This is a genomic window from Siphonobacter sp. BAB-5385 (assembly GCF_002261125.1).
Lineage (GTDB): Bacteria > Bacteroidota > Bacteroidia > Cytophagales > Spirosomataceae > Siphonobacter.
This window is the reverse complement of sequence record NZ_NMPS01000046.1, coordinates 41,110-56,368: the sequence shown is the minus strand read 5'-3', so window position 1 is coordinate 56,368 and position 15,259 is coordinate 41,110. Positions and strand designations below refer to the sequence as shown.

The 15,259-nt window shown below is 50.3% G+C and carries 13 protein-coding genes and 1 tRNA gene; 6 read left to right on the top strand and 8 right to left on the bottom strand.

Annotated elements, in window-relative coordinates; genetic code table 11:
• Positions 1-240: 240 nt before the first annotated feature.
• The 6 genes from BWI93_RS04240 to BWI93_RS04220 all read left to right on the top strand — a co-directional run bounded on the left by BWI93_RS04240 (position 241) and on the right by BWI93_RS04220 (position 6,400).
• Positions 241-780: an RNA polymerase sigma-70 factor gene (locus BWI93_RS04240; RefSeq protein ID WP_094808903.1), complete on the top strand. Its 540-nt coding sequence runs from the start codon at positions 241-243 to the stop codon at positions 778-780.
• 84 nt (positions 781-864) lie between these two features.
• Entirely contained in the window at positions 865-1,467 is a 603-nt protein-coding gene (locus BWI93_RS04235; protein WP_094808902.1) for a hypothetical protein, read from the top strand.
• Between the two features lie 9 nt (positions 1,468-1,476).
• The gene (locus BWI93_RS04230; RefSeq protein ID WP_094808901.1) at positions 1,477-2,694 is read left to right on the top strand and encodes a DUF4374 domain-containing protein; all 1,218 of its coding nucleotides are present in this window, start codon (positions 1,477-1,479) and stop codon (positions 2,692-2,694) included.
• 159 nt (positions 2,695-2,853) lie between these two features.
• Positions 2,854-3,921 (top strand): TonB-dependent receptor, encoded by a 1,068-nt coding sequence (locus BWI93_RS28520; protein ID WP_255157725.1) that lies wholly within the window; start codon positions 2,854-2,856, stop codon positions 3,919-3,921.
• A complete protein-coding gene (locus BWI93_RS28515) occupies positions 3,912-5,147 on the top strand; it encodes a TonB-dependent receptor (protein WP_255157724.1) in 1,236 nt (411 codons plus the stop codon). The genes BWI93_RS28520 and BWI93_RS28515 overlap by 10 nt, the downstream gene beginning before the upstream one ends.
• A gap of 29 nt (positions 5,148-5,176) precedes the next feature.
• On the top strand, positions 5,177-6,400 hold the full coding sequence (locus tag BWI93_RS04220) for a DUF4374 domain-containing protein (RefSeq protein ID WP_094808900.1): 1,224 nt from the start codon (positions 5,177-5,179) through the stop codon (positions 6,398-6,400).
• An 82-nt stretch (positions 6,401-6,482) separates the two neighbouring features.
• On the opposite strand, the gene BWI93_RS04215 is transcribed toward BWI93_RS04220, so the two are convergent.
• From BWI93_RS04215 to BWI93_RS04180, 8 genes are all read right to left on the bottom strand, one after another.
• Positions 6,483-7,442 (bottom strand): hypothetical protein, encoded by a 960-nt coding sequence (locus BWI93_RS04215; RefSeq protein WP_094808899.1) that lies wholly within the window; start codon positions 7,440-7,442, stop codon positions 6,483-6,485.
• Between the two features lie 247 nt (positions 7,443-7,689).
• Positions 7,690-9,522, bottom strand: a complete 1,833-nt coding sequence (locus BWI93_RS04210) for a glycoside hydrolase family 15 protein (RefSeq protein ID WP_094808898.1) — start codon at positions 9,520-9,522, stop codon at positions 7,690-7,692.
• A gap of 40 nt (positions 9,523-9,562) precedes the next feature.
• Complete coding sequence (locus tag BWI93_RS04205) at positions 9,563-10,759, bottom strand: hypothetical protein (RefSeq protein WP_094808897.1); 1,197 nt, start codon at positions 10,757-10,759, stop codon at positions 9,563-9,565.
• Positions 10,760-10,870: 111 nt separating this feature from the next.
• Positions 10,871-11,167 carry an HPF/RaiA family ribosome-associated protein gene (locus tag BWI93_RS04200; protein ID WP_094808896.1) on the bottom strand — a complete coding sequence of 99 codons (297 nt, stop codon included), beginning with the start codon at positions 11,165-11,167 and terminating at the stop codon, positions 10,871-10,873.
• A 434-nt stretch (positions 11,168-11,601) separates the two neighbouring features.
• The gene (locus BWI93_RS04195; protein WP_141217351.1) at positions 11,602-12,684 is read right to left on the bottom strand and encodes a hypothetical protein; all 1,083 of its coding nucleotides are present in this window, start codon (positions 12,682-12,684) and stop codon (positions 11,602-11,604) included.
• Between the two features lie 553 nt (positions 12,685-13,237).
• Positions 13,238-13,325, bottom strand: a tRNA-Ser gene (locus tag BWI93_RS04190).
• 50 nt (positions 13,326-13,375) lie between these two features.
• Positions 13,376-14,437, bottom strand: coding sequence for an asparaginase (locus BWI93_RS04185; protein ID WP_094808945.1), 1,062 nt, complete (start codon positions 14,435-14,437; stop codon positions 13,376-13,378).
• 40 nt (positions 14,438-14,477) lie between these two features.
• Complete coding sequence (locus tag BWI93_RS04180; RefSeq protein WP_094808894.1) at positions 14,478-15,248, bottom strand: TatD family hydrolase; 771 nt, start codon at positions 15,246-15,248, stop codon at positions 14,478-14,480.
• Positions 15,249-15,259: the final 11 nt, after the last annotated feature.

Below are 15,259 nucleotides of genomic sequence, written 5' to 3'. Positions count from 1 at the left end.
TCCCGTATTTCTTTCCTAGGGAGTTTCAAGTATTCTCAGCGAAAGCGGTGGATAATCCATTTTTTCACGGATAAAGCTGGTTCTGATTCATCCGTGAGGGTTCATTGCGTGAAGCTTGCTTGTCTGATACTTCCGGTTCTCTCCACCACCCCTCCATTATTAACCTAATGACTATTTGGAATCATTATAAATAAAACTCTATATTTGCCCCATCCTGTTCGGAAGCGAATCGATTGCCCTATGTCTACTCTGTCCCCGGCTTCAAGCCCTACGCGAATTACTGAAGATTCCTTCAAGGAAATCTATCAGTTGTATTGGCGAAAGGTCTATGCGGTCTGTTACCATTCCGTCGGCGATCCGGAACTGGTGAAGGAGATTGTACAGGATATTTTCAAATCACTGTGGGAGCGGAAAAACGAACTGGAGATCACGCAGTCCGTTGAAAAATACCTGGTTCGTTCGGCCAAGCTGAAGGTATTTGAACACTTTCGCAACGAAAAAATCCACGAGCAGCACCTCCAGCACATAGGTTCCCGGCAGGTACAGGCCCAGAACTATACCGAGCACGAAGTGTTGGCCCAAAGTCTGTCGGAACGGCTCGCCTCCCTCATCGAACGCCTCCCCGCCCAGTGCCAGCGGGTATTCCGGATGAGCCGCGAACAGGGCCTTACCAACAAGGAAATTGCCTCGCATCTCCTGATCTCGGAACGGGCCGTGGAGCACCACATCTCCAAAGCTCTCTTTTCCCTGAAAACGAACTTACCCGAATACGCCCTCTGATTTTTTCATCCGACTGGTACTGCGGTAAGACCTTCGATATGCTACTTTTACCGAAAAGAACCCTGGCTTTCGCTAAAAGCTATCATGAAGGTTACGAAGGAACTCCTTGAAAAATACCACCGTGGACACTGCACGCCCGAGGAAAAAACAGCCGTAGAAAACTGGCTGCTGGATGACTCGGACGTGGATGATTCGTTCCCCGTTTTCGTGGACGAAGCAACCATCCAGCAGGAAATGTGGTCGCACATTCAGCAGGAGTTGCCTTCGTCGAAACCGCGTCGGCTTTTCCGGTGGTCACTGCTCGGCTCCGTCGCCGCCGCGTGCGTGGTGGTACTGGGTCTGGGCTGGTTGCTGTACCGCACGCACACGCCAGCTACCCCTCAGTCACAGGAAATTTCGGGCCGGGACTATACCCTGGCGGCGGGTCCCGAGAGCAAGGTTCAGGTCACGAAGGCGGGCATCATTAACTTCTGCGGTCGCTTAGAGATTCAGCCGAAAAAAGACGTGCAGCTTTCGTTTATCGAGCAATCACCCGAACATTTTTCTTTCCAGAAAGGGGAAACGTACTTTGCTTTTCATACCTGTCAGAAAGCCGATCACGAAAAGATACTGGTCATTAAAGAAAAATTGCTCCAGAGCCTTCCGCCCGTCGCCAAACGGCAATTGATGGATGAATGGGGTATTTGAAGTAGCGGTATGCACCTGAAGTTTTTACTTGTTTTCTGGAGTCTGCTTGGTCTGATCGGCTGTCACCAATCCCACCCGGAAGGAACGTACGGAATTTATGTCATGAGGTCCGGGGATGCCCGGGAATATATCGTCCGTACGGATCAGCTAGATTCCGGCCGGATGGATCCCCTCAGCAAAGGCGTTCCGGTCCCGATTCCCCAGCTTTGGGCGGAGCTGATCGAACGGGATGGAAATTATTACCACATGAACCGAAAGAGCGGTTACCTGGTCCGCCATCGGCTAATTGATCAGCACTTTACGGCTCAGGATTCTGTGGCACTGCCTGAGATGTCCTTCATTGAAAACTACAACTGGCTCACGCCGGATTCGCTTTTCCTGATTTCATATAATCGTAAAATTTCCAAATTGCAGTACGCCCGCGTCGATGTCCGTACGATGCAGGCCCAAACGGGGAAATTACCCCTATCCCTGCCTTTTGGGCCTTACAATTCCATGTCGGTGGGATTCAGTCACTTTCGGGGTTCCGAGCTCTTCGTTGGGTATACGTATCACACGGTATCCGGTCGCCCCGGTCAGTATACCACCAGCGATACGCTTTACGTGAGTACGCTGGCGTATCCTTCGATGCGGCTCATCCGTACGCAGAAAGACACGAAATCGACGTATCCGGGAAGCATCAATACGGAGCAGCCCAGTACGTTCGCTGACGAAAAGGGAGACTTTTATTTTCTGGCCTGTCCGGGCTTTGCGTTGGGCAATCACCCCCGGAAACCAACGGCTATCTACCGGATCAAAGCGGGCGAAGCGACCCTGGACTCCACGTACTTTTTCAATATTTCAGCCTCCGCTATTCACAATCACGCGTATGGGCTCTGGTACATTGGAAAAGGTCAGGCGATCGTCCGGAGTGAACGACGGGAGCTTTTCAAAACCATGGAAGACCATTATCAGGTACCGCATCTGGAATTTTACGTGGTAGACCTGAATCAAAAAACGACGCGTAAACTGGCTTTGCCCCTGGACAAAGGCAGTGCCCGTAGCTGCGTACTTGTGGATCGGGGTTTGGTCTATATTTCGGTCAATGCCGGTCCAGACAATAATTACATCTGGGTCTACAATCCAAACGATCAGAGCCTGAAGAAAGGCCTGAAAATCGAAGGCTCCGTGGATTACCTCTTACGGCTCGAAAAACTGAAGGACGCGTCCGGCCAAACGTCTGACTAAAGGCTACCGCGTTTCACGTACCGCATTTTATTTCTTTCCCAGCTTCGGTATAGTCGGGTTTATGCAACTAGGAGAAGAGAAGGCGTTGTTTCCCCTTCTCGTTTCCCCATGCAAGCGTCTACCTCTTTCTTCCTTCTTTTCTTCCTAACTCTCCGGTCGTTGGCCCAGACTGGACCGACCGTTTCGGGTACGGTTCATTCCGAAGACAAGCTGCCCCTCGTGGGGATCAGCATCCGCGTAAAAGGTTCTGCCCTCGGCACCACGACGGATACGACGGGATCCTTTCAGCTTCGGGTAAACCGGACGGAATTGCTGACGATTACGGCTTCGGGGGTGGGGTTTCTTCCGCAATCCAAAGAAATTCGGGCCGGACAATCCGTTGCGTTCATTCTCAAAGCCGATTCCCGCACGATGAACGAAGTCGTTGTAACGGGCAAGACCGAGAACCAGCAGGTCAAAGAACAGGCCTTCGCCGTCAACGCCATCGAAACCCGCCTGTTTGCCAATACCAACGTGGATATGAACCAGGTACTCAACCGCACAACGGGCGTTCGGGTACGCGAGCAGGGCGGTCTGGGTTCGGATTTCAACTTCTCAATCAATGGTTTATCGGGGAAGGCTGTCCGGTTTTTCATTGACGGTATTCCGCTGGAAGTCATGGGCAGTTCGCTCACGCTGAATACTATTCCCGTCAATCTGGCCGAGCGTATCGAAGTATACAAAGGCGTCGTGCCGGTATCGCTGGGCTCGGATGCGATGGGCGGAGCCGTGAACCTCATCACGAATCAGCAGATCCGTAACTACCTGGATGCCAGCTACAGTTATAGCTCCTTCAACACGCATCGGGCGGCTCTTACGGGCCAGTACATTCACCCCCGAACGGGCCTCACGCTACGGGCCAATGCCTTCTACAATTACTCCAACAACAATTATATCATGCGGGGCATCGAAATATGGGATGCTGATCGGGAAGTCTACGTCAGGAAAGACCTTCGTCGTTTTCACGATACATTTCAGTCGGCGATGGGACAGCTGGAAGTGGGGGTGAACAATAAAAAGTGGGCCGACGTCTTCTTTGTGGGAGTTTCGTATAATACGTCGGCTCAGGATATTCAGACGGGCACCCGGCAGGAGGTCGTCTATGGGGCAGCAACCCGCCACGCGATGCCTGGAATACGTCGGTTCGGTACCGAAAAAACAACTTTCTGGTCCAGGGTTTGGATGTAAACGCCTTTCTGTCACGTTCCGTGGATAATTACGTAGTGGTCGATACGGCGGGTTATCAATACGCCTGGGACGGTTCGCGGGTGAAGACCAATCAGGCAGAAATTGGCTATGGCCGCTCCCTGAATCGGGTGATCCGAACCAAAACCTTCGGCCGGGTCAATGCGAGTTATGCCCTGACGGATCAGCATTCAATCAACGTCAACTACACCTTCGATCACGTTAAAAACAAAATGTATAACGAGTTGGTGGAGGAAGGAGACGCCAGTCCGGGTGTACTCGGGAAACACCTGCTGGGACTCGCCTATCAGCAAAATCTGCTCGATCAGCGGTGGATGACGACGTATTTCGGCAAATATTATGGCATGTCCATTGCTCAAGATCGGGCATTGGATACATCCGGCGAAACGTCCAGCGTACAGGATTTCATTCACCGGTTGGGCTACGGTATTGCCTCGCGGTTCCGGATTTCGGAATCAATCGGCGTGAAAGCTTCGTACGAACGCTCGTACCGCCTGCAGGAAGTGGGTGAAATGTTCGGAAACGGTTACACGATCATTGCCAATCTGGATCTGAAACCGGAGGCCAGTCATAACGTGAACGTGGGAGCTTTTCTGAATAAACGCGTGCAGAAGCATCACTTTTTTGCCGAAGCCTCCTGGTTTTTCCGCGATGCCAGCGATTTCATTTACGCCGTTGTCTATCAATCCAACCGGGCCGTAAGCCGCTACGCCAATACGTCCAAAGTACGCGTGAACGGACTGGAAGCCGAGTTTCGCTACGATTACGACCACCTGCTGAGTATCATGGTGAATGGCAGCTACCAGAACGCCATCAACACGACCAAATACGCACCGGGCTCCACGGGTACGCCCGAGGCTACGTACCTCAACAAAATTCCCAATCAACCCTGGGCCTTCGGTAATGCGGACATCAGCATCGGGAAAAACGATTTACTGGGCAAAAACACCCGGCTTCAACTCAACTGGGGGGCTCAGTACGTCCACTGGTTTTACCTGAGCTGGGAAGCCTTCGGTACCAAGTCCAGCCTCAACCGGATTCCGACCCAGTTTATTCAGAACGCCTCCCTCACCTACTCCCGCGACAATGGGAAGTACAACATCTCCTTCGAGAGCCGGAATCTGGCGAACGCTCTGGCCTACGACAATTTCCGGCTGCAGAAACCGGGTCGGGCCTTTGGGGTGAAGCTCCGCTATTTCATTCAATAACTCCTTTCGTTCCTAATCCATTTTTACGTATGCGTTTGTTTCACAAAACTCTTTCGTCCCTTTTGCTGCTGACGGCCCTGGCGGGTTTCCAATCCTGTAGCAAAGACAGTCCCGCTGAAGAACCAGCCAACGATCAGGCTCCCGACTACGCCGTGTGGCTTCAAGTGGGTAGCTGGCCCAATACCTTCCAGTACGTAGTCGGTACCAATTCCCTCCAAACGGGCGTGCTTAGCCTGTCCGGCAATGGCGTGGAAGTAACGGGCAAGGCCGATTACGGCATCATTCCCCACGGTGGCTTTTACTATTACCCCAGTACCAGTTCGAACAACGGAAAATTTTCGAAATTCAAGTTTGAAAACAACCAGCTGACGGCCGTGAAGGAAGTGCCCTTTACCTACCAAAAGAACGTCAGCAGCTACACCTGGGTGGATGACAATACGCTGGTGCTGATTGGCGTAAATGGCGACAGCAACAAGATTTTATACTCGGTGGTCAATGCCACGACGCTGGCGATCACGAACGGCGAACTGAGCGTACCCGCCAGCCCAACCGGGTTTCCCTACCTGAGCATTGGTACGACGGAGTATACGAAGGGCAAACTGTTTGTAGGATTTATGTATACAGGCAACTGGCCCGCGGCCTACCGCCAGGTTAATGTAGGCGTATTCGATTATCCGGCCATGACGCTTTCCAAAGTGGTACAGGATGACAAAACTACCGGAGCGGGCGGGATCAGCATGTGGGAACCGGCTTCGTTCGTAACCAGCAGCGGCGATCTGTATCACCTGGCTACGCCGGGTTCGTCGCGAAGCAGTATGAAACTGCCCTCGGTATTGTACCGTATCAAAAACGGCACGACCGAGTTTGATGCCAGCTTTAAAATCAATCTGAGTGATGCACTGGGCGGCTCGGTGTTTGCGATGTGGAATATCGGCAATGGCGAAGCCGTAGTGAAGTACGAAGATCCCAAGATCGCAGCCAGTGGTTCAAAATCCAGCCACATCTACGGTTTTGCCATCGTCAATCTGAGTACCGGAGCGGTTACGAAAAAGCTCAGCGACATTCCCTACGACAATTCCGAAACCCTCGAAAGCGTAACGATTGATAACGGCAAAGCCTATATCCTGTCCAACGCCGAAACGGGTAAGGATTACGTGTGGGAATACGATCCGGCCACGGGTAAAACCACGCCCGGTTTGGAACTACAGGGCGGGTACAACTACATGCTGCGGGTAGACAAACTCAAAAATTAAGTCTTCGCGACAGTCAGGATTAAATACCGAGAAGGTCCCGTATACGTGAGTTATACGGGACCTTCTCAGTTTCCATACGCTTCTATTTTAACTCCTTAAGCCAAACCTGGGCGAAATCCCGGACGGCCATTGCGGGTTCCTGTCCCATCCGGAATACCGTTTTCCAGGTGCTGGACTTACTACGATAGTCGGGATTTTCGAACTCCAGTCGGGAGCCCTTTTTGATGAGTCTGGCGTTAAAGTCCACACTTTCGATGAGGGTAATGCATTCCCGTAATCGTTCCTTCAGAGCAAGCTTCGGATTGGCATGGGCTTTGTATTCAGCAAGGCGTTTCTGATAATCGGCGGCTTTCTCCTTTGCTTCTTCCTCATCCTCCACCATTCGGGCATTTCCTTCCTTGATCTGCTGGTTCATCCATTGGGTATAGTAGGCCAGGTACTGTTTCTTGAATTCTGCGGGATTGGTAATCGCCTGTAACTTTTTAAGCTGGGTCAGCTCGGCAGCCCCTTTGGTTTTTGTCTCTCCTTCAGCTCCGTTCAATCCTTCTACCAGGCCTTCAATCTGGGTTTTCAGCACCATCCGTAACATCGAAGGTTCCATTTGAGCCATCGCCTGCGTCGATTGACGGACCATCTCATCGTACGATCCGCCCAGTGCCTCCGTCTGTTCGCTCATTTGCTGACGAGCGTTTTGATCCGACTGGAGCCGTTGCGTTTGATCCGTACTCACGTCATACTTTTCCTGCATGTACTGATCGTATCGCTTGCGGAAATCTTCCGTTTCGGTATAGGCCCTTACAATTCGGCCCAGAGCTTTAACCGCCTCCACCTTGGCGGGAGCCGACAGGGCTTTCGCCCACTGCTTGCCTTCGTAGGGCACGTAGGGTACACTCAGCCCATCGGACGTGACGGCATCCATACTGATTTCCTGAATATTTTCAGTTTTTAACCGCAGATCGGCGAGGATGTCGGCCGTACGGGCGGCTATCCAGAAGCCCGCCGTAGCGAGTAAAAGGGTTAAAGCAAAACGTTTTTGTATCATGGTTGATCGGTTGAAAATTCCTGATTGGGATGATACAAAGTTGTTCGCCTTTCAACCGTCTTCCCACCCAATCCGGCTGACTTGTGCTTTTGACTTCTTCGGTTGAGGAAAGTGCGTCGTGAACCGGCTTGGCTTCCTGCCATAAAAGATCCGGGTCTGCCCTTCATGAACGTTTCCATGAAGGGCAGACCCGGATTGCAGAAGCGTAAGAACTATCTAGAACTCACCCTGGCAAGGCTATACCGCCTTAGCCATTTTTGCGACTTAGTTTCTTATCGAGTTCCAGAGCGGCACTGATGAGGCCCAGGTGCGTGAAGGCCTGCGGGAAGTTACCCAGGTGTTCGCCTTTCTTGCTGATTTGTTCCGCGAATAATCCCAGGTGGTTGCCGTACCCCAGCATTTTTTCGAAATTTTCAACAGCTTCATCCAGTCGACCGGCCTTGGCCAGACATTCCACGTACCAGAATGAACACATGGTAAACGTACCTTCTTCGCCCTCTAAGCCATCGATTCCGGAAACCTCGTTATCGTAGCGATACACCAGTACATCCAGTCGCAAATGCTGGTTGACGGCTTCCAGCGTGGAAATCCACCGGGGTTCGTCGGGCGTCACGAAGTGTACCAGCGGCATCAGCAGGACACTGGCATCCACGGTTTCGGCCACTTTGTCTCCATCCTTGAACTGTACCCAGCATTGTAGTTTTTCATTCCAGAAGTTATGGTAAATGTCCTGGTAGATTTCATCGCGTACCTGCACCCATTCCTGCTGCGGAAAGGGAAATGACCGATGCACACCGATTTTAATGGCCCGGTCCATGGCCACCCAGCACATCAGTCGGGAGTGCAGAAATTCATGCTCTTCGTTCCGGATTTCCCAGATGCCGTGATCGGCTTCCCGCCAGCGTTCCATCACGATTTTGACTTCCTTGCAGATGATTTCCCACAATTCGTACGTAATCGGCTGGTGGTAATTATTGAAGATGTAGATCGTATCCAGGAGTTCGCCGTAGATGTCCAGCTGCAACTGACTGTTGGCTTCGTTTCCGATGCGAACGGGAGCCGACTGCTTATAGCCTTCCAGATGCGTCAGTTCGATTTCTTCCATGTCGGCCGTACCATCCACCTTGTACAGCAAGTGCAGATCGCGGTTTTTATCCTGTTCGATAATCCAACGCAGAAAATCAGCGGCTTCCTGTTTAAAGCCCAGTTTCAGAAAAGCGTACATGGTAAAGGCCGCGTCCCGAATCCAGGTAAAGCGGTAATCCCAGTTCCGATCGCCTCCCAGTTCCTCCGGTAAGCCAAAGGTTGCCGCCGCTACTACCGAGCCAAACTCCGTCGAAGTGAGCAATTTCAGCGTAATCGCCGACCGACAGATCATTTCCTTCCAGCGGCCTTTGTAGGTCGTTTGATTGACCCACTTACGCCAGAAATTGATCGTATCGAAATACGTTTTTTCCGCATAGAAAGCCAGATCGGCGAGGTCTTTTTCCTTCCCCGCATCAATGGATTCCAGGACGATCAACGCCCGTTCCGATTCCTTCAGTTCAAACTCGGCGTAGGCATCTCCATCGCGTACCTCCAATGGAAAACTGGCCTGTAAACGAAGTTCGGTTTTGGTACCGTCGTCCGCTTTAAAATACAACGCCTCCCCTTTGGGCTCAACGGAGTGCTTTTCGCGGGCATAATCAAACCGCGGCTGCATTTTCATTTTGAACTTGATGGTCCCCCGCACCGCCTTGATCTTACGAACGACGGCGTTGTAACTCCGTTCGGATTCATGCCGGACGGGCATATAATCCGTTATCTCGGCGATGCCTTCTTCCGAAAAAAAGCGGGTAATCAGTACGGCCGTCTCGGGCAGATAGAGCTGTTTATGCTGTACCTCCTTCATCTGGGGCTCTACCGAAAAATGGCCTCCTTTCTGGTGATCCAGAATACGGGCAAAGACACTCGGGGAATCGAATCGGGGGAAGCATAAGAAATCAATCGAACCATCCATGCCGACCAAGGCGGTCGTCTTCATATTGCCGATGATTCCGTAATTTTCAATGGGTTTATAGTTTTGGGGCGGTTGTCGCATAATATATCGGGTTAACTCTGATTTTTGTTTTTGATGTGATTTAAAGGGTGTTCTCGGTTTCCTGATTGACTTCTGTCAGAGGATAGCGGAACATGCCCGCGATCATGGAATCCGTCGCTGGCATTTCATCTTTCTCGACCAGATACACGTTTCCACCGTACGCGATGGTCTTTTGAGCAGCCTCGTTGAGCAAGGAATAATTGCTGCGGCTCGGCGACTCCTCCACGGTGAGGCTAAACTTCTCCGCGTCGTACGTTCCCCATACTTCTTCCTGAGCCTGAACGAATAAAGTATCGACCCCCCCACTAAGAGCGGTTAGGATCACCGTTTCCACGTCATCCCCTCCCTGCCCTTTCGCGGCAAAAAGGCCGTAATTCTCCTTTCGGTCGAGACGGCCCTGTACGAATTGAGGTTCCATCAGCTGCCAGGCTTCGGTTGACAGTGTTAGGGTATCGTCTTCCGAATAACTGCCCGTTAGATACGGCTCGACCACATGGGTATAGTTGCTGGCCTGTTTGTAGAGCGGAATCAAATAATCGACCCCCGCCAGTACCAGTGGCAATGGATTCTGGTTCAGAATCGCCTCAATGTCCGTACTCAACCGAAGGTAATACTGGAGAATCTCTGCTTTCCGGGCTTCGCTTGACCCGCTTCCCTGGCCATGAAACATGGCTCCCGCTTCGCCAATGCCACTGCGGTGTTGCAGGGCTTTCTGATTATCCGCGTCTTCAATTTCCTCGGTATACGAAGCCGAGACGGAGTCAGGCAGAGGAATCTGTTCCATCGTGGACCGGGTCAGCTCCAACAGGCTTACCTGTTTCAGATTTAACACCAGCAGATAGAAGTGTCCGTCGTCATTTAACTCGGGAATGAGCGGTAACAGGTAGGGCCGCTGGTTTACCTGACAAATGGGTGATTCGATGGATAAGGGTAGTTTGTAAAACACACTTTCGCCATCAAAAATGAAATACGCCAGCATATCTGAACTGTATTTCCAGAATTCCTGATCGTCCAGTAACTGAAAGCCTTCCGCCAAAAATGAATCGGCATCTGATTCTGACATTTCATGGACTTCCAGCAACTGGTTCCGGGCTTCAGTCAACGCGTTTTTGAAGTGAATTTTACTTGATTGGTGCCCATCGGTTGAAATCTTTTCAGTCGGTGTATAAAGGGAGACGCAAAGAGTTGCTTCTTTTTGAGCTAAGGCATTGAAATGATCTACATTAAATCGGGTCATAAGCTTTCTGTTTTGAAGAGTGTATTAGTGAGAAGTTTTATTTAGTGTACGCATAGATCGGCCTCCGTCTGTTGAAAAACAGACGTTTGAATAGACCTCAAAGAAGTAAGCTTAGTCTACAAACTGGCGGCGAAGTTTTTCTCCCGCGTCCCGAAGACTACTGTACCACGAAGCCGAGTTCGCTTCCGCAAACAGATCTTTCCCCGGCACGCCCAGACGCCAGCGTACCACTTTATTGGTTTCCGGGTTGCGGCCATCTTCACTGAAGTAGAAGTCAGCGGCTACGATATCCTGCCGAAAACGCATGAGGCGTCGCAGTTCGTTTTCTACCTGGGTCACTAACTCGGGAGACTCCTTGAATCCCACCGTTTGCAAGTCAATTTTGATGCCATCCACACTGTGTTCCATGATTCTTTTGTTTTAGGGTTATTAGAAAATTCTAACGACCTGTACCTTAAAATCCGAGTGTACCAAACGGTCAAATCGGCACGTCGTTCAAAATTAATCTACTGTTAATCAGCAACTTACTACATTATATTTACGGGTTACTGAGTAGATACTTATACTTAAAAAAACCATGCGGGGAATTTGCCTTAAAATCCATGAATCGGTAGAAGGTGATTATTGAGGTTATCGAAGCGATTGAGAAACGGACGGACGATTGATGGGAAAGCCAGACGTCCCCAAGCCCGGTACTAAACCTCATTCGTTACTTCGTCAGGACCAGATCAAAGCATCGGTGGATGAGATACCCAAAAACGGACGGTGTCAGGCTGGATAAGATTCCCAGCCTGACACCGTCCGTTTGTAGGAGATGCATTTATTTTTGTAGTAAGCTTACCTTAGCGGCAACGCATGGAGATATTCATGCGAACGTTAGGGGTAGTGTTCGTACTTGATACGCCGAACGTCAGTACATCACCCATTACGTAAGAGACCGAACCCGTTGCCGAGCCCGCTGTTTTGGCATTCGACGTCGTAGCGGATACGACCCGAATTGCCAATCCGGTGGCTACCCCGTTTTTGTATAATTCTGCTTTACATTCCGTGCTTGCCTGATTTGCCTGTGCTACGTCCTCTAAATAGATCACATCGCAAGTACCCGAAGCCGGCATAATGAACGGTGGTTGCTGCCCGCTGGTAGCGGTAAGCATAATCGCCTTTTGCTCCACGATTTGCGTAATCGGATTGAACGTAGTGATGGCAAAAACCTGGCCACCGCCCGTACTCGGGGTAGCCCAGGTGGCATTTGATCCATCCGTTTGTAAAACCTTACCACTGTTCGAACTCTGGGTGGGTAATAAGGCATTCAGAGCTGCACTCTGGGTCGTTTGTCCCGTACCTCCATGATCCAGGGGAACGACTCCTGTTACGTTAACTGCTTTTCCCTCAATGTTACCGGCTATCTTGGACCCATCGATGCCTGCTGCATTGCTAATATCGGCGTTTACGATGGTTCCATTCGTGATTTCGTTACTCGACACGCTGTTCAAGGTAGCTAAGGTTCCCAGCCCCAGATTGGTCCGGGCACCCGAGGCCGTCGTTGCTCCGGTCCCACCGTCGGCCACTGCGACGACGCCACTACTGAGTTTAATCCAGCTCGGGGTAGCCGGCGTGCCCGCGTTGTAATAAAAGCCAGCCGTTCCATTGGTTTGATAAACAATCAGGCCCGTAGCAGGATTGGGAATCACGAGACGCTCGGAATCAAGCATGCGGGGGACGAGTACCCCCTTGTTCGTACTTACCACGTCGAGAACGGCAGAGGCATCCGGGCTTGCAGTACCAATCCCCATATTATTCTGAGCCTGTACCTGGATAGAAGTAAAGCCAATCAGAAAAAGAGAGGCGGTAGTAATCCTGCGAGTCGTTGCTTGCAAAAATGTTTTAGTAAGATGCGTTGGAGTGATTTGTAAAAAAGATTTCATACACGTAAAGCGGCTTGTTAAAAGTAGGGTTAAAACGTATAGTCACAAACGACTAGTAATGCCCACCAATTACGCATAAATTAGATAAATAATGTAGTTATGTTACTATAAAGAAGAATCATCTGACGGCAGCATTTCCGATCATTTAACGAAACCATAAAGATTCAACTAGCTTTCTAAGTATTTTTTTAGTAGATACTACCTAATTTTCTATAAACTTCAATCTTCTCAAACAAATAAATTTTTACGGGTACTTTAGATTATATTTTGCTTCAACTGCCTATGATGCTGCTCTTTCTGTAACGAGTTGAATACCCAAACCAGGAATCTGAGTAGGTGGAATTATTGCTAAAATTGAACTGATTCGCCTTTGGTAAGACACAATAGGCTATTCAACTTTAGAAATTATTGAGCAACTTATGGGTTACAAAACTTTTCTGAAAAGCTTATTTCCTTAATAGATAACAGATGATAGAAGACGAAGCAGATACGCTGGCAGAAATTTGTGCGTAACTAAAAAGCCTGACTATCGATTCGATAATCAGGCTTTTCGCAGAGGGGAAGGGATTCGAACCCTCGATACCCTTGAGAGGTATACACACTTTCCAGGCGTGCTCCTTCAACCACTCGGACACCCCTCTGTTTGTTTGGGGTCGCAAGATACAAACAAAAAAGAGCCAAAAGCAAGTGTTTAGCTTAATTCTCCCCGTAAAGATTCCGTCAATTTTTGACGAATCATCGCAGAATCGTCGCCGTACTGCCCCAGCAGGAACATCAGTTTGGTCACTGCCGCCTCAGAGGTCAGGTCCGCTCCGCTGACTAAACCCATCTCGTTGAGGTACTTACTGGTTTGGTACCGCCCCTGCAGTACCCGTCCTCCCGTACATTGCGACACGTTCAGTAAGATCAGACCGCGATCGGTCGCTTTTTCCAGCGTTTCTAAAAACCAGGGAGCCGTGGGGGCATTTCCCGCTCCGTAGGTTTCGAGCACCACTCCCTTTAATCTTTCAATCGAGAAAATACTGTTCATCACGGAAGGTGAAATTCCCGGAAAGAGTTTTAAAATCACCACGTTCGCATCCAGCGTTTCGTGTACAGAAAAGGGCTTTGTAGAATCGTAGGCACGAATGTAAGGCCGATTGTAATCAATGGTTACACCTGCTTCGGCCAGATACGGATAGTTTTCCGACTGAAACGCATTAAACTGACTACTCTCCTGTTTGCGGGCCCGATTACCCCGTAACAGGTACGAATGAAAATAAATGGCTACTTCGGGCACCATGGGTCGCTGCTGTTCATCACGGGCGGCGGCAATTTCCAGGGCCGTGATGAAGTTTTCAACGGCATCGGTACGGGCAGCTCCAATGGGTAATTGGGCCCCGGTGAGAATCACGGGTTTATTCAGATTCTCGAACAAAAAGCCCAGTGCCGAAGCCGTATACGCCATGGTATCCGTTCCGTGTACAATCACAAAGCTGTCATACTGCTCGTAATGCTCACCAATGATCCGGCTGATTTCCAGCCAGTTATTGGGTACCATGTTCGAAGAATCGAGCAGTTCGTCCAGCACGAGTACGGAAATGGAAAACCGCAGGCGAGCCAATTCCGGAATGCGTTCCAGAATCTGTTCGAAGTTGAAGGGCACCAGCGTTTCCAGCCGACGGTCGTAGACCATACCAAAGGTTCCACCCGTATAAATAACCAGTACGGAAAGCGGGGAGGAAGCCGAAGCTGCCGTATCTAATTTTATGATTTTCAAGGAAGTAATCGTTTGGGGGGATACACAAAAAACCTTACTGAATCAATTGCAGAGCATTGGCGGTCGTCTGTTCGATAATGGTCTGGACGGGTACCTGCTTCAAATCTGCGATTCGCTGGGCAATCAGTGGCAGGTAACTGGGTTCGTTGCGTTTGCCCCGGTACGGTACCGGAGCCAGGTAGGGTGCATCCGTTTCCAGTACCAGATGTTCCAGACCTACTTCCGGAATCACTTTATCCAGTCCACCGTTTTTAAAAGTCACTACGCCGCCGATGCCTAAGAGGAAGTTTAACTCCACGACTTTCCGGGCCTCTTCTACCCCACCCGAAAAACAATGGAAAATACCCCGCAGATTCGGGTCATTGTGCTTTTCAATGAGTTCAACGGTTTCCCAGAAGGCGTTCCGGCAATGAATAGCGATGGGTAATTGATACTGCTTCGCCCAGCCAAGCTGATGGGAAAAGGCCGCTTTCTGTTGTTCGGCGAAGGTGGTATCCCAATAGAAGTCCAGCCCGATTTCGCCAATGGCCACAAAGGCATCCGCACTTTTTTCCAGCCATTGCTGCATCGTTTGTAATTCCTGTTCCACATTTTCCTTTACGTAGGTAGGATGCAGACCAATCATGGGTCGGCACTGGCCCGGATAGGTTTGAGCCAGCTCCATCATGCCGGATATGGTTTCGGAATCACAATTGGGTAACCAGAATTCCGTTACACCAGCCGCCAATGCCCGTTCAATCATGGCGGTGCGGTCGGTATCGTATTGCTCATCGTATAAATGAGCATGGGTTTCAATGATTTTCATAGGGTACTAAA